This is a genomic window from Streptomyces sp. NPDC127595 (genome assembly GCF_042671685.1).
Lineage (GTDB): Bacteria > Actinomycetota > Actinomycetes > Streptomycetales > Streptomycetaceae > Streptomyces.
The window spans coordinates 1376224-1394784 of record NZ_JBHXWK010000001.1 but is presented as its reverse complement, the minus strand read 5'-3'; the positions used below and the strand labels follow the sequence as shown (position 1 = coordinate 1394784).

The following is an 18561-nucleotide window of genomic DNA, read 5'->3' as shown; positions in this document are numbered from 1 at the left end:
CGAACCTCCAAGCACCACACGGCATTCGTAGGAGGTTCGCCATGAAACGCACGTCCATGATCCTGCTCTCTGCGGGGGCGCTGGTTGCCGCGATCACCGGCACCGCTCTCGCTGGCGGCAACCGGGACGCAACACCCACCCAGAGCACATCATCGGCCCCGACCGTACCCGGGACATCCACCGAGATGCCGACGCCGGATGCGACGGCCGATGTGACGGTGAGTCCGACCGCGAGCGCGACCGCCGGCCCGACGGTGAGCAGCGGACGCGCCGGAGAGATCGCCCTCGCACACGTGGGCGGTGGAACGATCACAGAGATCGAATCGGAAGTGGAACACGGTCGTACAGCGTGGAGCGTGAAGATCCTCAAGAACGGCAGCCGGTACAAGGTGTACGTCGACCGGAGCAACGGCGAGATCACGAGGGCGGAGGGGAGTTCGGACGACGACGGGGCTGACGACCGCAACACCGGCGACGACGACAAGGGCCGCAGCAGCAGCGACGACAACGGCCGCGGTGATGACGACCGCGCCGGGAGCGACGACCATGGGGGCCATCACAGCGACGACGAGGCCGACGACCGCAGCGGTGGCAGTGATGACTAGGTCCTGCCTTTGGTTGCGATCATGATGTGGCTCCGCGGCTGCGGATCCAGATAATCGCTGCGCGTCAGTGGAAGGCGGTGAGGTGGCTTCGGGCGACTTGTCGTAGGGGGCGGGCGCGCGGCGCGGCGTTCGGCATCGTCGCCGCGCGGCGCGCGGCGCGCGGCGCGCGAACCGACCCGCAGCGATCCGTCGTCACCTCGCGTCGGGCCCGGCGACGCCGGTCTCCCGTCACCGCTGTGTCCCCCTGTCGTGAACGCTGCGTATCCGCCGTGCGTACCTGACAGGACACAGCGGACAGGCCCAGGCCCTGCCGTGGGCCGATCGGTGAGAAGGAAGACGGGTCGTACGGGCCTACAGGTGCTGCTCATCGAGGACGACGACACGATCACCGAGCCCCTGATCGAAGGACTGGAACGATTCGGTCTGTCGGTCGGCCGTGCCGCCACGGGCGCGGAGGGTCTCGCAGGGCCCTACGGAGACGTCGTCCTGCTCGATCTGGGGCTACCGGACATGGACGGCATCGATGTCTGCCGGGGCATTCGACAGGTCTGCGAGGCCCCATCATCATTCTCAGCACGCGGGGCGAGGAAGCCGACAGAGTGCTGGGGCTGGAGCTGGGCGCCGACGACTATCTGGCGAAGCCCTTCGGCATCCGTGAACTCGTTGCCCGCATTCGAGCAGTCTGCCGCCGCACCAGGCGTCACGACACAGCAGAGGACGGGCCGGACGCTCTTCTCGGCAAGGGCGCGCGAGGCGCGTCCGACGCATGGGGCATGTTCGACGTACAGGGCGGCCTCGATATATCGGTCACGCCGGCCCCGGCCTTCACCTCGTTCCCTCAGCCCGTCGCGCGAATGGCGCGGACTCTCCCAGGCCGCTGGTCGTGGACGTTCGCACGCGTCAGGTGTGGGTGGGCCGCACCCTTCTCGCCCTGACACCGAAGGAGTTCGACCTGGTGGCGTTGCTGTGTGAGGATCCGGGCCCCGTGTACTCGCGGGGTCAGATCCTCGATCGGATCGGGGACCCCCACTACCGGGGACCGACCAAGACGCTCGACACGCATGTGGGCGCCCTGCGCCGCAAGTTGGGGCATCCGGACTGGATTCAGACACTGCGTGGAGTGGGGTTCCGGCTTGCGGTGCATGAACCGTCGCAGTCACCGGGCGGTCCCGCCCGCGCGAGCTCCCTCGGGAGAGTTCTGCGGTGACCCGCCGCCTGTTGCTCAACCACCTGAGCATTGCCGTGCTGGTCCTGCTCTGCCTCGAATTGCCTCTGGGCTTCGTCTACTCACGAGCCGAACGGGACCGCATCATCGACGCCGCCCACGGCGAGGCCGCATCGGTGTCTGCATTCGCCGAACTGTCCTTGGCGGCCGACCGGGAGAAGCGGGACTTGCCCCGTCGGGTCGCCGAGTGTGCGCGGCGCATTGGAGGACAGGTGCTCGTCGTCAGCCGGGAGGGCGAGCTGATCGCCTCCTTCCACCCCATGTCCCAGACACAGCAGCGTGGGCGAGCACTCTGAGGTCGCCGAGGCGCTGGGCGGTCAGGCTCCACCGACATACGCACCTCCAGTATCGGTGGCGTGCAGTATCTCTCCGTAGCCGTGCCCGTCGGCCACGTAACGCCTCCCGCCGCCGTGCGGGTCACCGCTCGACTCCGTCGGCTACGAGGTGACGACGCGGTACGACGCGCTCGACCGGCTCGTCGAGCTGCGCTGCCCCGGCGACCGGCAGGGCCAAGGGCACCGGCCGGTGTTCCGCATGAGGTACGGCACGGGCGGTACTGTCACCGGCGTCACCGTCGACGGCGTGCCCTACATACACGAGCTGGCACACGACGCGCACGGCCGGCGGCTGCTCGCCCGGTATGGGAACGGCGTCCTCGTCCGATACGCCTACGACCCGGAAACCAGGCGGCTGACCCGGGTACGCAGCGAGGTAGGCACCCGCGCCACGGCTGCGGACGCACCCTGACCGGGACCTTGGACCGGGACCGGGGCGGTGCTGCAGGACCACGCGTTGTCCTACGACCTGGCTGGCAACCTCACCGGCATCGACGAGCGCGTTGTCGGATGCCGCGTCGCCGGCACGCCGCACGGGCGCGACAGCCTCGTCCGGTCCTTCGGGTACGACGCGCTCTACCAGCTGCCCGCCGCCACTGGCCGCGCCTGCGCCGTCGTCGCCGGCCCGCGCCCGATCGGGGACCTGCGCCGGTGCGGCGCATACGTCGCCCCGGCCGCCGCGCCCAGCCAGGCGAACGCCCCCGACCTCACCGAGCTCTACACCGAGGAGTACAGGTGGGACCCGGTCGGCAACCTCCTCGAGCTCACCTACCGCGGCGGCCGGACATGGACCCGCGGATGGGGGCTGGGTGGCCGGGCAACCCCGGGTTCGCAGAGCGCGCCGAACAACCGGGCCGCGCTGCTCGATGACCGCGCGATGGCCGTCAGGACGTGCTGGATGTGGGCCTTCCCCTGTCCTCGGTAGCGGCGACGTCGCATGCCATATCTCCATGGGCGAACTCGTTGACCGCGCCCTCCACTCCGGAGTGGACCGCGTAGCGGGTCTTCCACTCGAGCGTCTGCTGCTCGGTGCGGACGCGGAGTTGCAGGCGGCTCGCGATGAGGTGGAGATGCCCTCCGGCGATCCGCAGGCCAGCCGTCACCCAGCTAAGCTGAACGATCTGTTCAATAAATAGACGATTTCGTGCAGCGGAGAGCACTCATGGACACGGCAGGCGAGCGGGACGGGACAGTCGGCGGCACCCCGGCGCGCCCCGGACGTCCCCGCAGCGAAAAACGACGTGCCGCGATCCTGGCGGCAGCCGGCGACCTCATGATCGAAGGTGGCCTACGAGCGGCCACCATGGAGGCGATCGCCTCCCGAGCGGGGGTGGGCAAAGCCACGGTCTACAAGTGGTGGCCTTCGCGCGGGGCTGTCGCCCTGGAGGGGTTCATGCTCCGGGCGGCCAGCTCCTGGTCCCTTCCCGAAGACGCCACCGCGCCCGAGGCGTTGCGGATTCTCACGGTGGCCGCCGTGCGCCTGTTCACCCACTCGCCGGCCGGCCCTCTCATGCGCGCGTTGGCCGCGGACGCCCAGTCGGATCCCGAGATCGCCCAGGCGCTGCGTGAGCAGTGGCTCGGGCCGCGTCGCGCCGTGGCCGCCGAGATCATCCGCGAGGGCATCGAGCGCGGCGAACTGCGCGCGAACCTGGACCTGGCCGCCACCTTGGACCTGGTCTTCGCCCCCGTCTACTACCGGCTGCTCTTCGGTCACGAGCCTCTGGACGAGGCCTTCGCCGAAAGCTGCATCGATCAGGTACTGACAGGGATCGCCGTGAGCGGGAATACCCGGGCACAGTAGCCGCCTTATTCTGAACGCAATGTTCAGTAACTAGCTGCGGAGTGCTCATATGCGGCCTCACACCACGCCTGGCACCGCGACGCCCGACACCGAGCCGTCGGGCGGACCGGTGCGAGCTCGCTCGCTGCGATGGATCACCATCACCCTGGCGTTCGCCTGCGGGGCGAGCGTCGCCAACCTCTACTACGCCCAGCCCCTGCTCAGCCTCATCGGCCGCGCCTTCGATGTCGGCCAGGGCACGGCGACCATGATCGTCACGGCAACCCAGGTCGGATACGCGCTGGGCTTGGCCCTCCTGCTGCCTCTGGGCGACCTGCTGGAGAACCGGCGGCTTGCCTCCCGCACGCTTGTGCTGACCGCGGCCGCACTGGCGGTGGCCGCTTTCGCGCCCACCTTCTGGGTCTTCCTCGCCATGTCGGCCATAATCGGCGTGACGTCGGTGGTCGCGCAGATACTGATCCCCCTGGCCGCCCACCTGGCGCCACCCAAGGAACGCGGGAAGCTCGTCGGGCAAGTCACCAGCGGACTGCTGCTGGGCATCATGCTCGCCCGATCGGTGTCCAGCTTCGCCGCCGCTGCCTGGGGCTGGCGCAGCATCTATGCCATCTCCGCAGTCGCCATGCTGATCACTTCTTTCGCCCTGGCCAAGATGCTGGTGGTCCGCGAGCCCGCCCACACCGCCCGCTACGGGGCGCTCCTGGCATCGGTCATCCAGCTGGGCCGCACCGAACCGATCCTCAGGCGGCGGGCACTCACCCAGGCGTGCCTGTTCGGGGCCTTCACCGCGTACTGGACCGCCGTCACCTACGAGCTGGTCGAACGCCACCATCTGTCGCAGTCAGGCGTCGCCGTCTTCGCACTCGTCGGCGCGGCCGGAGCCGCCGCGGCCCCGATCGCCGGACGCCTGGGGGATGCCGGACACGGAACGGTGGCGCGCGCAACCGCCCTTGTCCTGGGTCTGGCGTCCATGCTCGTGGCCGGCTTGGGCGCCTCAAGCCTGATTGCGCTGGCACTGGGCGGAGTGCTGCTGGACTTCGCCGTGCAGGGTCACCAGGTCCTCAGTCAGCGGGACATCTACGCCGTGCGCCCGGACGCGCGCGCACGGATCAACTCGGTCTACATGACCAGCGTCTTCCTCGGCGGAGCCATCTCCTCGGCAGTAACCGGGGCCGTATTCACGCTCTGGGGCTGGAGCGGCGTCACCGTCATGGCGGCCGCGCTGATCGCCGTGGGCCTGGTCATCTGGGTTCTGGAGCGACGAACCGCACGCCAGGCGACGAGCTCCCCTGCCCCCCTGTGCACATCGACCTGATCAGCTGCCATGGTCGCGGGCCGGTTTCTGGGTATCCCAGCATGTCCGGGGCCCGACGGCACGATGGATGTCCGGGAGCCTCACCCCGCGGCCATCGTCACCGCGCAGGGCTGCAGCAGTGCAGTCGGCCGCTGCCGCCTTAGCGCCGGTTGGCATACCGAGCTGTTGGGCGTACTGTTCGAACAGCTGTCTGAGTGGGTAACGTGTGGGCATGGCGGTGTTCGAGGCTTTTCAGGTGAACCTGTGGTGCGACGACGTGGAACGCTGCGTAGCGTTCTTCCGTAGCCTCGGGATGCCGGAGAAATTTCGCTTCCCGTCCGACGGCGAGCTGCACCAGGTCGAGGTGGAGGCTGCTGGCGTCCGGATCGGGTTCAGCTCGGCCCGCGTGGGCAGCGAGCTTTTTGGCATCGCCACGACGCCCGGGGAAAACACTGAGGTCGTGTTGTGGTGCAACGATGTTGACGGCCTGCATCAGACCGCGCTCGCAGCAGGAGGAGAACCGCTGGCGGGTCCGACCGACTCGCCGGATGGACGTCTTCGATTTGCCTGGCTGCGCGATCCTGAGGGTCATCGCGTGAAGTTCGTGCAGAAACGCAGCTGAGTGACTGTTGTCGGTCCGATCTTGAGGGTGTGTCGAACGGGAGTCTCGATCGGGTGACCGCAGCCGGCCGCGTGTATGAGTACAGGGCCTCTTGGTAGCTCGGGGATGCGAAGCCGACCGAGATCCAGGAGACCCTGTTGCCGCAGTTGTACGCGCTCGCGCCGTTGGAGTTCAACTCGGCTGCACCGTCGTGTGATTGTGTCGCTCACCGGTTAGGAAACGCGGCCGATCACCCGGAACGTGTTCCGCGGTATCCCTCCGACATGACGGACGCGGAGTGGGCCGTGGTCCGGCCGCTGCTGCCGGAGCCGACCTGGCTGCGGGGCCGGGGCGGCCAGCCGGAAGCGTAGTGCCACCGGGCCATGCTGGACGCGGTCCGCTACCTGGTCGACAACCGGATCAAGTGGCGGGCGATGCCGGCCGATTTCCCGCCGTGGGACCGGGGCTACGCGTTCTTCCGCCGCTGGCGCGACCACGCCCTGGTCAGGGAGGGGTCAGCAGAGGCTCCTGCTCACTTCCCGCCGAAGCGTCCTACCCCGGCACGCCGCGCAACGGCCGCCACGGTCGTCGTACGAAGCGGCCCGAGCTCGCCACCGAACTCGACGCCGGTTGGCAGTGGTCTGGTCGACGCGGCCAAGTCCGTCACCGCCCGACGCGATGCGAGGCGGCCGGCAGCCACCGCTCCCGCGTCCGCCTCCTGAAGGACGTAATGCTGTGCTCGGCAAAAGACCTGCCGTAGTGCTCCGCGCGACGTCATCACAAGAGGACGACATGGACAAGCCCGAGCGGGCGGCAGCACAGGCGGCATCCCAGATCTCCGGTTCTCTCCTGGTCGTCGACGATGAACCCACCGTCCTGGAACTCCTGCCTGCGGCTAATCGCTCCTGGGAACAGACACGGCCGGAGCCTGCAGCATCCGTTGGCATCCGACCCAGTCGCCCCAGATCAGCGCCCTGCACGCGACGATCTTCGCTGTCGAAGGACAACTACCGTTTTCAGCGAAGCAAGCCGCTTTAAGCGACTGGGATGTCCGACAGGCGACCTTCCCCAGCGGCGCTCACAGCCGCTACTGGACGGAAGGGCTTCGGGGTCGAGTAGGAACCGCGACGAGAGTGCAGTTTGGTGTCACCTTTTTTGACACCGCCAGCGCGACCGCTCTCGGATTTCGTTCGGCAACGATCCGAACCGATGCACCGCTGGAGCTCGTCCCGGCAGTCGAAGGGTGGGCCGCCCGCCGACTAGCTCCGATCGATGGCAAGGCTCATCCTCAGATCGAACTGGCCCGTCCGCCATCAGTTCTCTATCGGGAACTCGATGCAAGGCGGACTTGCCCATACCTGAACCGCATCGATGTGGGGTGGCGCCCGCGTGCCCCCTCCGGGATCCATCTGGTGGCTCCCTCAACGTTCCTGGAGCACCTCGGCTGCCCGTGCCATGCGATCACTGTCTGTTCGTTCGTTGCCAAACGGGTGGCTCAACGTCGTCTCCACGTCGTTCGAAAGCCGTCCGAGCTCCCTTCGCTCTTCCGCCCGTGCGGCAACTCGTTCGATGGCGCACCTGTAGTGGCGCTGCCCGGCGTCCTGCGCCACCGTGGGTGCCGGACGCTGGGCAGCGCCGATCCGGGCCTACTGAGGGGTGAGGGTGAAGGACTGGGCAGTACCGCCGGAGCAGGTCCACTGCTGGAGCCGGGCGCCGTCGGTGGTGGAGGCATCGGTGACGTCCAGGCATTGGGCGGGATTACTGCGTGGCGTCAGGGTGTACGTCCCGCCTGCCTGAGGAACCGCCTTCCACTGCTGATTGGTACCGCCGCCGTAGGCCCAGAGCTGGATCTTCGCTCCGTTGCCGGCGCCCGTCCCGCCGGTGACGTCCCAGACGGCGTTGGCCGCGTTACGGCTGACGACCTTGTAGTAGCCGCTGTCGGTGGGCTGGAACTGCCACTGCTGGTTGGTGCTCCCGGACACGCAGGTCCACTGCTGTACGGCGGCGCCGTTGGCGGTCGAACCAGCCGCGTCGTCAGCGCACTTGCCGCTATTGGCGTTGGCGACCGTGTACCACTTCGTCGGGTCCACAGGCCCGCTGGTGCCCCCGCCGACGTCGGGCCAGATGTACGTGCCCACCGTCTTGGCGGGCAGCGTGCTGCTGACCTGCTGGCCGCCGGCCCGCAACGTGAAGGGCTGGTTGGAAGCTGTCTGGTTGACCACGACGGTCACCAGGCTGCCGTCGGGGTTGAGGAAGGCGACGTTGGTGACATTGCCACTGGTGCCGTTGTTCGTCTGGACCCGGGTGGCGCCGCGGGCGATGAACTTCGAGAACTGGCCGACGATGTAGTACTCGGGCAGTGCCCAGTACGTGTCCGGGTTGCTCGGCGACTGGATGAACATGGTCGGGTCGGGTGCACCGGACCACTGCTCCGGGCTGCGGTTCTGGTCGAGCATGGTGACCCAGTCCTGGTACATGATCGACTGATTGCGGAAGTACTGGACGATCCGGTCCGCGCCGGCGGTGCCCCACACGGCGCGCTCGGTCATGGCCACGTCCTTGGTCGGGTAGCTCGACTTGACCTGTCCCATGGCGGTCGGATCCCCGCCGTAGTCGTGGAAGGCGACGCCGTCGACCGAATTGAACGCGCTGCTGGGTGAGCCGGGATTGCCGAGGACCCCGGCGGTGTAGGACGGCCCTTCGCCGAAGTTGTGATCGAAGGCCCAGATCTTGGTCGCCGACGCGCCGTTGCCGTTCAGCTCCGTGCGCAGCGCGGTGGCAACCCTGCGTTCCTGGTCGGCGGTGAGCGTCATGCCCGGGTAGTCCGGCGGCGAGAACAGCGGTTCGTTCTGCATCGTGACGGCGTACAGCGGCAGTCCCTGGCCTGCGTAGGCGGTGACGGCCTTGCGCAAGTAGGTGGCGAGCACGGGGATGTTCGCGTCGGGAAGCGTGCCACCGATCAGGCTGTTGTTGTTCTTCATCCAGGCCGGGGGGCTCCACACACTGCCGAACAACAGCAGGTTGGGGTTGATCGCCTTCGCTTCCTTGAGGACCGAGATGATCTTGTAGTCGATGTCCTTCTGGATGGAGAACCGCGACAGGCTCGGGTCGGCCGCGCCGTCGTCGTAGGTGTAGAACTGCCGCGAGGTGAAGTCGCTCGAACCCAGCGGGATCCGGGCGATGTTGAACCCGGCACCGTTGACCGGATCGACGAGCTTGCGCAGCGCTGCGGTACGCGCGGAGGCACTCATCCGGGACAGGTTGTAGATCGTGGACTCCTCCAGCGAGGAGCCGACGCCCAGGACGGACTGGTAACGGGTGGCCGTGTCAGCGGTGATGGTGGCCGTGCCCGACGCGGTGACCGCGGTGAGGTCGGACTGTCGCGACAACTGATACTGGGTGGAGGCGAGCCCCGCCGCCGGGTTGGTGAACCAGTTCGCGTTGGCCGGGCCGAATCCCGAGGCGGTCGACTCCGAGCTGAAGTACACCTGAACGGGAGCGCCGACTGCTTGGGCCGACGGTGCGTTCACTGTGGTCAGAGCGACGGGTGCGAGCAGCGCGCCGACCGCCGTCGCCGTCAGCGCGAGCGTGGCCCGACGGCTGCGCACCACGGGACTGGCGGTCCGGGAGCGCGGTCGCCACCAATGTGGGTGTCTCAGAGGCACGGGAACTCCTGATCGGGTGGGGGATGTCGCCTGTCACTAGGTGTGAGCCGGTGAGACTCGCTCGTCCGACGCCGGGCGTGCGGTGCGGGCGCTGGATCGGGCGGGGCGTTCCGAAGGCGGGAGGCTGATGCGGCTGCGGCTGCGGCTGCGGCTGCGGCTGCGGTGGACGATCAGTGGGGTGACACAAGGGATTCACGACTTTTTACAAGCCGTGAACTTAGAGGGGTGCTGAAGTACCGTCAACCCTCGCGTCTCAACGGGCGTATCAGGTGTGGTGTCTCGGGACTGGTCGGTCGCTGTCGCCATGCGTCGCCCGGTGTCTGTGGGACAGCGCACGCTACTGGGGGCCGCCTCGGAGCGCGACGGCCGCCACGGCGCCGGTTTCCGCGATGTGCTCGCGTCGGTGCGCGACGTACGCGGCCCGTCAACACGAACCAGCCTGCGCCGCATCCTCGGCTCGTTCCGGCACGGCACCATGGCCCACGCACTGCCGCACTCCATCGTCACCGCGTTCGCCGAGCCCGGCCGGCAGATCGTGTCGATGTCCGACGACGGTGGACTGACCATGCTGCTCGGCGAGCTGCTCACCGTCGCCGAACACAACCTGCCGATCAAGGTGGTGGCGTCAACAACGGCTCACTGGGGATGATCCGGCTCGAGATGATGGTGGCCGGTTACCCCTCGGTCGACACCGACCACGGCGTCGCCGACCTCACGGACGGTCCGCAGTTCACCCTCTGGCAGCAAGTTGCGATGGTCGGGGTGGTCACGGGAGAGAACGTGGAGCATTCTGCCGTGGGCCTTCCGGGGGATCGGGCAACGCGCGGCCCGTAGGTGGGCGATCCAGGCCACCTGCTGCACCGCTCGTCTGTGACCATCCAGAAGCACCGGAAGAGAACGGCAGTGCCCGGAAGCGGCGCAGGTCGAGCTGATCGCCGGTCCCCGGGCAGGAACCCACCCGGGCCGTCACGAATGATCCGGATTAGGGAAAGAAATGCTTGATCCCATTGTGAGTTGGCACGCGCGGCCTGGAAACTCTGCTGGCGCGTCTTCGACGGTCGAGTCACGTGGTGGAGGGGTCATGAACTCAGCGGGCACCGTGCAGGTGGCGGTCAGACACATACTCAGTGACACGGTTTCGGGCGGGGTGATCAAGCCCAGGACGCGGACCATCGCCTGGTCCGACGGCCTTTACCAGCTGAAGCGCCCGGCCAAGGGCAAGCACACCGTGGAACTGGAGTGCCCCAACTGCTCGGCGTCCCTACTGGCCGAGGTACGCGACCAGACGTGGACTCGCATGGTCGGCACGGTGAACCACGTCCTCGCGCTGCTATGTCTGGTTCTCTTCGTCTCCGCCTTCGCCTACGCCGTCCACGAGGGCGGAAAGACCCTGCCTGAGGGGCAGTCGCTCCCGACTCTCTTCACTGTCAGCATCATCACCATCGCGGTGACGTTCGTAGCCGGGCCGCTGTTCTTCATCAGCCGGGCCTACAACGGCGTCAGCATGCTCGACGCGCCCAAGCCTCGCCGCCAGCACAAGATCACGCCGGTTCGAAAGGCCAGGCCGGTCACCCCCGGCGCGGCGGCCGGTCGCCGCTGATCGCGACCGGACTCGACGAACCGAAAGCTATACGCGGCCGCTCAGTTGGTCCGCCAGACAGGCCAGGTACATGGCCATGGCGGACCGGTGGTCGCGCAGACGGCATACGTCTTTTGTGAACCCGCAGGTCTGTGCTGGTGGGCCCTCCCTCCAAAAGAGCTACACCCAACTCAATCTGGCTGACCCGGACTCTCGTCATCGGGGCCCGATGCACCGACTGGTCCCACAACCGGGCCAGCTCGGACGAGTCCTGGCCGGATGGGCCGGGGAAGCAGCACCCAGGGCGTCGGCGTGGGGCGAGCTGAAGCGCACGGACCAGGCCGCGCCCCCGGCTGACCATCGAAGGTGGCCTGCAGCACCGTCCCTGCTGCGTACTCGTCGTTCTTGCTGTCGTCGGCGAACCGCGCGCAGTTACGGAAGCGTGTCGGGTTGCAGCCCGGCCAGTTCTTCTCGAAGGGTCGGGTTCGGCAGGTGGTCGGCCGAGAGCTGAGCGGGACCGGCCGCGCCCAGCACGGCAGTAGGGCCCGGACCGCGCGTCGCGGTCCGGGCCCTGCCCCATGCGGTGCCGCCCTGCGGCGGCGGTGCGTCAGCTCTGTGCGGCGTCGTCGCTCGTCCGTCCGCCGCCCTCGGCTGCGCCTACCTTTTCGCGCATCTTGCGCACCAGCTCCGCCTTCTGGTCGGCAGCACCCTGGCGGTCGAGGTTGCGGTGCGGACCGTTGTTCTGCCGTTCGGCGCGGGACAGCTTCTTGCGCTTGCCGCCGCCCATGCCCACGGGGTTGTTGATGTTCTTGCTCACGGTCACGGGTTCTCCCGGTAATGATGTCAAGTGATCTACGGATTCATCGGTGAGGGACGGGCGCGGCGACTTCGAAGGACGTCAGCAGTGGCCCATCACGCTCACTCGTAAATCAGCGTCTGGAAGAACATGACCATGACGTTACCCGGTGCCGTCGGCCTCGCACACCAGTTTTTCGCCGCCCCGGCGTTGACCCGGCCTTCAGCGAGCACCCGGGGTCAGCCGATTCCTTCCAGTCAGCCACCGGCCCATGCCCCCTCACATCACGGAGCCCCGCCAGATGGAGGGGAGCCAGCTGGGGTTCTGCAACTCCATTCCGGTCACGTCTGTCGGTAGCGGCTGAATCGTGGACCGTGGGCCTGGGTCTGCCGGACGGAGGATGGTGTCCCGCTGAGTGGTGCAGTCACCGGCCGAGCTGATCCGGTTCCTCTTGTGGAGGAAGGTGGTGGTCGTCTGGCGGGCGACGGTCGGCTGGAGCCGTCGGGCACGTGATCACCGGGCACGCACCGGTCCGTCCGCCGGTAGAGGTGAACGCGATCAGGACGGGAGCATTCGCCCCGAGCGGGCTCACGGCGATGAGGTCCCCGCTGTCCGGCATCCGCATCCACGCCATCACCGTGTCCAGGCTCGCCTTGTTGAGCCGAAGCACGATAGATGTCACCGGTGAGGGGCGCTGATCTGCGTCTTTGTGTCAGGTGCAGCAAGGCAGAGTTGTTACTGGATTTGCACGCTACTTGTCATCGGCGAGGGGCGAGGCAGGCTTGCTGTCACCGGATACGTCGCAGCCGGCGAGGGGTATGAGTCGGGTCGTTCGGGGGCCCGAAGCCGGCCGATCTGTCAACGCCGATTTTGGCTTGCCCAACGCCACTTCACAGCTGGTACGGGTCGGTGAGTCCGGTCACCGGGATACCGGAACGCCGGGAGATCAGTCCGGCGAGCTCACCTACGTCGCTGTACGTGGTGTTGAACCTCCACACAGCTTCGTGGCCGGTCACCCGCGCCGTGAACGCCACCTCGTAGGCGAAAGCGCTGCCCGCCGGGAGCGAGCCAATGGCGAACTGCGTCATCTCTCCCTCTATCGACCGGATTTCCGACCACGCCACGCTGACCACGCGTCTGCCGGCGGCATCGACGAAACCCTCCGAGAACAGGTAGAGCCCGCCACGCATGCGCTGAAACCAGACATAACCCCATGTGATGACGATCAGCAGGCCGACCACCACAACACCGCGGCCCCAAACGTTCTCCGGACCGTTGACCAGGAAGTTCATGACGACGACGAGGATCACCAGACACGCCGCCGCCCCACCGAGGCCGGGGCGGCGGCGCACCCGGTGCTCGAACTCGCCGAGGTTCGCGCGGGCGGCTCGGGCCAGCACGCGAAGCGCTGGCGTATCGGTTGGCTTGCTCGTCCCGGCCATCGGGCCATGCTAGTGCTGTGACCGGATTGGTTCTCCGGGTTGGCGGTACTGTCCGCGCATGATTCAGCCCCCCTGCACTTTGGAAGCGCTCGTTGTGCGCACCGACTTCTCGTCAGACGGTGCGTGGGGGACGCTCTGCGGGCGTCGCTGTTATCGCCCAACAAGGACGGTGTCTTCGCCAACGTCGCAGTCGTCGATGACCGGAGATACGAGGGTTTGGCATCCGACCAGGTCCTCGACCTGATCCCCGCGGAGTACTACCATCCGCTTCTTGTCTTAGCGGACTCTGAAGCCCTCGCCTCGCATGAACGGCCGCTCCGCGTGATGAACCTGCGGGGTGAGCGTGGGCATTGTGTCCGCGTTGTGGCAGCCCAGCTGTGGAGCATCGAGAACAACCTCTCGGGCGCGAACAGGGACTTCGAGGAGTTCGTCGGCGCCGTCGACGAGGACGGCGTCTTCCGAGGCTTCTGAGTCACTGGCCGCCAGGTGGTGTCAGGCTGCGGCGCGCTGGGGCGTCCACCTCAGCGGATGCCCTTCCCGATTCGGACGCGGGCGCGTTCCTGGCGTTCGGCGGCCAGGACGTCGCGGTGGCGGGCGTTGGCGTTGCGCCACCGCAGGCAGGCGTGCAATGCCCAGGTCTGCACGGTGTGGTTGGGGTGGTGGGAGTTGACGATGGTGAACTGCCGCAGTGGTCCGAAGTGGGCTTCGATCAGGTTGGCCCAGGAGGCGTAGGTCGGGGTGAAGCACAGTTGAAGGCAACCCCGTGGACCGTGGCACTGATCGCCGTGGGCGGCCTCGGATACGCGACCTACCTGAAGCGACGCGCGCCGGAACGGTACGCACTGCTGGGGCGGACGGTGCTGGAGGAGACGAAGGAGCATTGACTTGGTCTCCCTGCTGAAGGCAGGGAGATTCTGGCCTTCCGGTCCGGTGCTCTGCCTCTACGCGGCGCGAGCACCGGATTGGATTCCGTGGCTTCCTGCTTCATCGCGCTGCAGTCAGCGGCCGCTCATTCGGGGAGCAGGGGGAGGAGGTGGGGCATGATCTGCTGGAAGGGGTCCAGGGACTGGTGGGCGCGAGCGAGGATCGCGGCGCCTTCCCATGCGCTGAGCAGGAGCGTGGCGAGTCCGCGGGCCTGTTCCGCGGAGGAGACCCCGTAACCTTCCAGACCCTTTTGCAGGGCCGACACCAGCGACTCGTAGCCCTCGCGGCAGACCGCGGTGAGTGCGGTGGAGCCTGGCACCGAGTCGAGGGTGACGGTGGTGATCGGCATCCCCTCGGTGAAGCCGCTGTCCTGCAGATTGCGTGAGCAGTTCTCGAACAGCGCGGTGACCCATTGCCGGGCGGTGTGGCTGGCCTGGCAGGTGGCGTCGATGAAGGCCACCGAGTCCGCCGTGGCGATCCGGACGGCCTCGACCGCGATCTCCTCCTTGCCGCCCGGGAAGAGGTAGTAGACCGATCCGCGGGGCGCTCCGGACTCCTCGATGATCTGCGCCAGTCCTGTCCCCTTGAAGCCCTGGCGGCGCAGCAGTAGTTGCGCCACGCAAAGGATCTTTTCACGTGAATCCGACTTGGGTCTCGCCATGCCCGTAAGTATAGTGACCGACATAGCTATACCGATCACTATAGTAAGGAGCCTTGCCATGGCTACTGCCTTCGTCACCGGCGGTTCAGGGTTCGTCGGGAGCCGGCTGATCACGCGCTTGATCAAGCAGGGGTATGCCGTTCGCGCACTGGCGCGAAGTGACACCGCGGCCGGGAAGGTCGAAGACCTGGGCGCCGTCCCGGTGCGGGGGGACCTGACAGACGTGGCCGGACTGCGTGCCGCCGCAGCGGGAAGCGAGCTGGCCTTCCATTCCGCAGCCCGCGTCGCCGGCCCGGGCACCCGCAAGCAATTTTGGACCGACAACGTGGACGGCACCGCCAACCTCGTGCGCGCCGCTCACGAGGCCGGAGTGCGACGACTGGTCCACGTTGGTACCGAGGCAGCTCTCATGAACGGCCAGCCGCTGGTCGATGTGAACGAGTCGGCCCCGCTGCGGCCGGACTCGCGCGCCCCCTACGCCGCGTCCAAGGCGGCCGCTGAACAGATCGTGATCGAAGCCAACGGCAGTCTGGAGACTGTCGTACTGCGTCCGCGTTTCGTCTGGGGCGCGGGAGACACCTCGGTGCTGCCCGCGCTGGTGGATGTCGTCAACAGTGGCCGCTTCGCATGGATCGACGGTGGCCGGCACCTCACCGACACCACGCACGTCGACAACGTCGTGGAAGGGCTGATGCTCGCGGCCGAGCGTGGCCGCCCCGGCCAGGCGTACTTCGTGACCGACGGGACGCCCGTCGTCTTCCGCGACATCCTCACCGAACTGCTGGCCACCCAGGGCGTCTCCGCGCCGACCCGGTCGCTGCCCTACGGCGTCGCCAAGACGGTTGCCGCAGCCGGCGAAACACTCTGGCGCAGCCTGCGGCTCAAAGGCGCGCCCCCGCTCGACTACATGAGCCTTTGGGTGTCCAGCCGCGAGTGCACCATCGACATCACCAAAGCACGCACGGAACTCGGCTACCAGCCCATTAAGACCCAGGAGGAGGGACTGGCCGAACTGCGCTGACGCCGAACAGGAGTCAGAGGTGTCACTCAAGCGACTGCTGATCAGCACCCTGGCACCGCCCCCGGTCACCGGCCGCTGATTCCGTTGGGTGCAGATCTCAGTTCCCTGCGGGTGATCACCGGCAAGCTGGGAGCAGGCAAGTCGGCGCTGCTGAGCGTACTGGTGCGTGCGGCGCAGCTGCTGTTGCGCAGCGAGACGGAGAAGTGTGGTGGCGGCTGCCACACATACCGGCTGAGAACCGGCGCCCGGCGGTGGTCCACCCACGGCGGCGGAGCCTGGCCGAGATCGCGTACTCCCTGGCCCGGCCGGACAGCGGTGCGTCAAGGCCGCCCGCGAGGGTGCTCCCCGCTCTCGCGGGGACGGCCCCTTGCCGGAGCCGACCACACCGTCCTCGACTTTGATACGAACCGGTTTCACGGCTGTGGGGTCCCCGTACAAGGCAGCTCGTCCGGCCCGCCCGAGCGCGCTTTCCGCGCGGGCGAACCAAGCTTGAGACAGACCTGTCTGTTTCGAACAGACAGATCTGTCTCATCCGGGGTACGCTGTGGACATGACTGCAACGGACACTCGACCAGGCTGGGCAGTGTCAGCACGTCCCGGCGTGACGGTGCATATCGCGCTGCTGACCTCGATCAGCGCGATGTTCCTCGCGACCTCCAGCGCCCCGACACCGCTCTACGGCGTCTATTCCCAGCTGTGGGGTATGTCGGCGGCGGCGACATCGGTGGTGTTCGGCGCGTACGCCCTCGCGTTGCTGCTGGCCCTGCTGGTGTTCGGTCGGGTCTCCGACCACATCGGACGTCGGGCGGTCATCTGGCCTGCACTCCTCGTGCAGGTGGTGGCGATGCTCGTGTTCGCCACTGCTCAAGGAGTCGGCGAGCTGCTCGTGGGGCGTGTGCTTCAGGGTCTGTCCACGGGCGCAGGTCTCGCGGCGGTGGGGGCGGCACTGCTCGACACCGACGCCGAGCGCGGCCGGATCGCGAACTCCGCAGCGCCTCCGATCGGGTCGGCAGTCGGGGCTCTGGGATCGGCCGTGCTGGTCACATTCGGGCCCATGCCGACCCGCCTGGTGTACCTGGTGTTCGCCATCCTGCTGGTATTGCAGATCGTCGCGGTGTCGCGGTTGCCGGAGACCGCGCCGCGCACACCGGGAGCGCTGCGTTCCCTACAGCCCAGGCTGCACGCACCGCGCCGAATACTGGCGCTGCTGGGCGCCGCCGTGCCCGTGCTGTTCTCCGTCTGGGCCGTATCGGGTCTGTTCGGGGCGTTCGGCCCGCACCTCGCCGCCCTGCTCACCGGTTCGTCATCCCCCATACTCGGCGCCCTGCCCATCGCGATCGTCGGGGCGGTGGCCCCGGTGGTCGCGTTCTCCACCGCCGGGCTGGCCGGGCGCAGGTCGCTGGCATACGGCATCGCGGGCCTGCTGATGGCGGTCGTGATCACCGCGTTCTCGCTGCTGTTGGACCAGATGTGGCTCCTGCTGGCGGGTGCGGTGGTGGCGGGCACCGGATTCGGCTTCGGCTTCCGCGGGGCTATGGACCTGGTGCTGCCCGCCGTCGACGAGTCCGAGCGCGCCGGCACGTTGTCGCTGCTCTACGTCGCTTCCTACCTCGGGTTCGGCGTACCGGCCATCGTGGCGGGCATCGTGCTGCAGAGCACCGGAAACCTGACCGCGACGACGCTCGGCTACATCGCCGTCCTCGCGCTGCTCGCCGTGACGGCGGCCGGCGTCCTCCGCCTGACCGGCGACAAGGAAGGGACGAACTCGTGACCACTCGCATCACCGGCAAAGCGGCGTCGCACTCCCCCCGCGAACGCCTGCTTGCCTCCGCCGACGAACTCTTCTACAGCGAGGGTGTGCACGCCGTCGGCATCGACCGCGTGATCGAGCACGCCGGGGTGGCCAAGGCATCGCTGTACCGCCTGTTCGGTAGCAAGGAGGAGCTCGTCGTCGCGTACCTGGGCGCCCGGCACGAGCGGAATCTGGCCGAACTGCGCACCGCCGCCGGACGGCTCTCGGATCCTCATGACGGCATCCTCGCGGTGTTCGACACGCAGGCGCACTGGCTGCGGCGCCGTACGTATCGTGGCTGCGCGTTCGCGCGGGCCAGCGCCGAGCCCGCCACGGGCGTGCAGGTCCAGCGGGCCACCGACGCCTACCGTGCCGCGGTCCATGAGCTGTTCACAGAACTGGCCACCCGGGCAGACGTGCGGGATCCCGAGATGCTCGCCGCCCAGCTGGACATGCTGTTTCACGGCGCCGGTGTCGTCGTCCTCAGCAGCAGCAGGCGCAGCAGGCTGATCGCCGCCACACGAGCCGCCGCCGAAACGCTCATCGGCGCCGCCTAGCGTCGCCAACCAAAGGTCATCGGGTGCAGATCTTTGAGCCTTGGCCCACCTGCGATTTCGTATGGATTGAGTCCATCGTTGTCACGGAGCCATCGCGGCCGACCTTCCGGCCTGTCGTCGGCATCTGGCACGAGCGTGACCTGCGGGTTCTTGATTCACCACGGCTACGAGCGCGCCGGTCGTGATGATCCGGCGTCGGGACGACGCACGCCGACCCCTGACCAGGCCGAGCGCCCCACTGTTGTCAGGAGCCTGGAGGGACGTTC

At 67.8% G+C, this 18561-nt stretch carries 20 protein-coding genes and 2 pseudogenes; 17 read left to right on the top strand and 5 right to left on the bottom strand.

Features of this window, described 5'->3' with window-relative positions:
• The first annotated feature begins 41 nt into the window (after positions 1–41).
• The 10 genes and pseudogenes from ACFVKT_RS06170 (at position 42) to ACFVKT_RS06125 (ending at position 6580) form a co-directional block, all read left to right on the top strand.
• On the top strand, positions 42–605 hold the full coding sequence (locus ACFVKT_RS06170) for a PepSY domain-containing protein (RefSeq protein WP_385727982.1): 564 nt from the start codon (positions 42–44) through the stop codon (positions 603–605).
• A 357-nt stretch (positions 606–962) separates the two neighbouring features.
• Positions 963–1812, top strand: a pseudogene (locus ACFVKT_RS06165) (response regulator transcription factor).
• Entirely contained in the window at positions 1809–2126 is a 318-nt protein-coding gene (locus ACFVKT_RS06160; protein WP_385727980.1) for a hypothetical protein, read from the top strand. Before ACFVKT_RS06165 ends, ACFVKT_RS06160 begins: the two are co-directional and overlap by 4 nt.
• A 148-nt stretch (positions 2127–2274) precedes the next feature.
• The gene (locus tag ACFVKT_RS06155; protein WP_385727978.1) at positions 2275–2577 is read left to right on the top strand and encodes a hypothetical protein; all 303 of its coding nucleotides are present in this window, start codon (positions 2275–2277) and stop codon (positions 2575–2577) included.
• Positions 2578–2604: 27 nt separating this feature from the next.
• Positions 2605–3090: a hypothetical protein gene (locus ACFVKT_RS06150; protein WP_385727976.1), complete on the top strand. Its 486-nt coding sequence runs from the start codon at positions 2605–2607 to the stop codon at positions 3088–3090.
• 25 nt (positions 3091–3115) lie between these two features.
• Positions 3116–3301: a hypothetical protein gene (locus tag ACFVKT_RS06145; protein WP_385727974.1), complete on the top strand. Its 186-nt coding sequence runs from the start codon at positions 3116–3118 to the stop codon at positions 3299–3301.
• A gap of 26 nt (positions 3302–3327) precedes the next feature.
• Positions 3328–3966: a TetR/AcrR family transcriptional regulator gene (locus tag ACFVKT_RS06140; protein ID WP_385727972.1), complete on the top strand. Its 639-nt coding sequence runs from the start codon at positions 3328–3330 to the stop codon at positions 3964–3966.
• Between the two features lie 49 nt (positions 3967–4015).
• Positions 4016–5278, top strand: a complete 1263-nt coding sequence (locus ACFVKT_RS06135) for an MFS transporter (RefSeq protein WP_385727970.1) — start codon at positions 4016–4018, stop codon at positions 5276–5278.
• 211 nt (positions 5279–5489) lie between these two features.
• The gene (locus ACFVKT_RS06130) at positions 5490–5879 is read left to right on the top strand and encodes a VOC family protein (RefSeq protein ID WP_385727968.1); all 390 of its coding nucleotides are present in this window, start codon (positions 5490–5492) and stop codon (positions 5877–5879) included.
• Positions 5880–6241: 362 nt separating this feature from the next.
• A complete protein-coding gene (locus ACFVKT_RS06125; RefSeq protein ID WP_385727966.1) occupies positions 6242–6580 on the top strand; it encodes a transposase in 339 nt (112 codons plus the stop codon).
• Between the two features lie 924 nt (positions 6581–7504).
• On the opposite strand, the gene ACFVKT_RS06120 is transcribed toward ACFVKT_RS06125, so the two are convergent.
• The gene (locus ACFVKT_RS06120) at positions 7505–9469 is read right to left on the bottom strand and encodes an RICIN domain-containing protein (protein WP_385727964.1); all 1965 of its coding nucleotides are present in this window, start codon (positions 9467–9469) and stop codon (positions 7505–7507) included.
• Between the two features lie 370 nt (positions 9470–9839).
• Here ACFVKT_RS06120 and ACFVKT_RS06115 point away from each other — a divergent pair, with 370 nt between their 5' ends.
• The 3 genes from ACFVKT_RS06115 (at position 9840) to ACFVKT_RS06105 (ending at position 11123) form a co-directional block, all read left to right on the top strand.
• Complete coding sequence (locus tag ACFVKT_RS06115) at positions 9840–10172, top strand: thiamine pyrophosphate-dependent enzyme (protein WP_385727963.1); 333 nt, start codon at positions 9840–9842, stop codon at positions 10170–10172.
• Positions 10169–10357, top strand: a complete 189-nt coding sequence (locus ACFVKT_RS06110) for a hypothetical protein (RefSeq protein ID WP_385727962.1) — start codon at positions 10169–10171, stop codon at positions 10355–10357. The genes ACFVKT_RS06115 and ACFVKT_RS06110 overlap by 4 nt, the downstream gene beginning before the upstream one ends.
• Before the next feature lie 247 nt (positions 10358–10604).
• Positions 10605–11123, top strand: a complete 519-nt coding sequence (locus ACFVKT_RS06105) for a hypothetical protein (protein ID WP_385727961.1) — start codon at positions 10605–10607, stop codon at positions 11121–11123.
• A 586-nt stretch (positions 11124–11709) separates the two neighbouring features.
• Here the strand turns inward: ACFVKT_RS06105 and ACFVKT_RS06100 are convergent.
• Together ACFVKT_RS06100 and ACFVKT_RS06095 are read right to left on the bottom strand one after the other, a co-directional pair.
• The gene (locus tag ACFVKT_RS06100) at positions 11710–11925 is read right to left on the bottom strand and encodes a DUF6243 family protein (RefSeq protein ID WP_385727960.1); all 216 of its coding nucleotides are present in this window, start codon (positions 11923–11925) and stop codon (positions 11710–11712) included.
• 863 nt (positions 11926–12788) lie between these two features.
• Positions 12789–13340 carry a hypothetical protein gene (locus ACFVKT_RS06095; RefSeq protein ID WP_385727959.1) on the bottom strand — a complete coding sequence of 184 codons (552 nt, stop codon included), beginning with the start codon at positions 13338–13340 and terminating at the stop codon, positions 12789–12791.
• Between the two features lie 123 nt (positions 13341–13463).
• On the opposite strand from ACFVKT_RS06095, the gene ACFVKT_RS06090 reads away from it, so the two are divergent.
• Entirely contained in the window at positions 13464–13811 is a 348-nt protein-coding gene (locus ACFVKT_RS06090) for a DUF6924 domain-containing protein (protein ID WP_385727958.1), read from the top strand.
• A 50-nt stretch (positions 13812–13861) separates the two neighbouring features.
• Here ACFVKT_RS06090 and ACFVKT_RS06085 read toward each other — a convergent pair.
• Positions 13862–14095: pseudogene (locus ACFVKT_RS06085) on the bottom strand (IS630 family transposase); the annotation flags it as partial.
• A gap of 254 nt (positions 14096–14349) precedes the next feature.
• Positions 14350–14883, bottom strand: coding sequence for a TetR/AcrR family transcriptional regulator (locus tag ACFVKT_RS06080; RefSeq protein WP_385727955.1), 534 nt, complete (start codon positions 14881–14883; stop codon positions 14350–14352).
• 100 nt (positions 14884–14983) lie between these two features.
• Between ACFVKT_RS06080 and ACFVKT_RS06075 the strand changes: the two genes are divergently transcribed.
• The 3 genes from ACFVKT_RS06075 (at position 14984) to ACFVKT_RS06065 (ending at position 18295) form a co-directional block, all read left to right on the top strand.
• Positions 14984–15946, top strand: coding sequence for an NAD-dependent epimerase/dehydratase family protein (locus ACFVKT_RS06075; protein WP_385727954.1), 963 nt, complete (start codon positions 14984–14986; stop codon positions 15944–15946).
• Positions 15947–16547: 601 nt separating this feature from the next.
• Entirely contained in the window at positions 16548–17717 is a 1170-nt protein-coding gene (locus ACFVKT_RS06070) for an MFS transporter (protein ID WP_385727952.1), read from the top strand.
• Positions 17714–18295: a TetR/AcrR family transcriptional regulator gene (locus ACFVKT_RS06065; RefSeq protein ID WP_385727950.1), complete on the top strand. Its 582-nt coding sequence runs from the start codon at positions 17714–17716 to the stop codon at positions 18293–18295. Before ACFVKT_RS06070 ends, ACFVKT_RS06065 begins: the two co-directional genes overlap by 4 nt.
• Positions 18296–18561: the final 266 nt, after the last annotated feature.

What these genes read in the sequence shown, in the direction of transcription:
- ACFVKT_RS06170 (WP_385727982.1), top strand. Translation starts at nt 42, where the DNA reads ATGAAACGCACGTCCATGATCCTGCTCTCTGCGGGGGCGCTGGTTGCC.
- ACFVKT_RS06110 (WP_385727962.1), top strand. Translation starts at nt 10,169, where the DNA reads ATGATCCGGCTCGAGATGATGGTGGCCGGTTACCCCTCGGTCGACACC.
- ACFVKT_RS06075 (WP_385727954.1), top strand. Translation starts at nt 14,984, where the DNA reads ATGGCTACTGCCTTCGTCACCGGCGGTTCAGGGTTCGTCGGGAGCCGG.
- ACFVKT_RS06125 (WP_385727966.1), top strand. Translation starts at nt 6,242, where the DNA reads ATGCTGGACGCGGTCCGCTACCTGGTCGACAACCGGATCAAGTGGCGG.
- ACFVKT_RS06145 (WP_385727974.1), top strand. Translation starts at nt 3,116, where the DNA reads ATGGGCGAACTCGTTGACCGCGCCCTCCACTCCGGAGTGGACCGCGTA.
- ACFVKT_RS06130 (WP_385727968.1), top strand. Translation starts at nt 5,490, where the DNA reads ATGGCGGTGTTCGAGGCTTTTCAGGTGAACCTGTGGTGCGACGACGTG.
- ACFVKT_RS06095 (WP_385727959.1), bottom strand. Translation starts at nt 13,340, where the DNA reads ATGGCCGGGACGAGCAAGCCAACCGATACGCCAGCGCTTCGCGTGCTG.
- ACFVKT_RS06105 (WP_385727961.1), top strand. Translation starts at nt 10,605, where the DNA reads ATGAACTCAGCGGGCACCGTGCAGGTGGCGGTCAGACACATACTCAGT.
- ACFVKT_RS06140 (WP_385727972.1), top strand. Translation starts at nt 3,328, where the DNA reads ATGGACACGGCAGGCGAGCGGGACGGGACAGTCGGCGGCACCCCGGCG.
- ACFVKT_RS06135 (WP_385727970.1), top strand. Translation starts at nt 4,016, where the DNA reads ATGCGGCCTCACACCACGCCTGGCACCGCGACGCCCGACACCGAGCCG.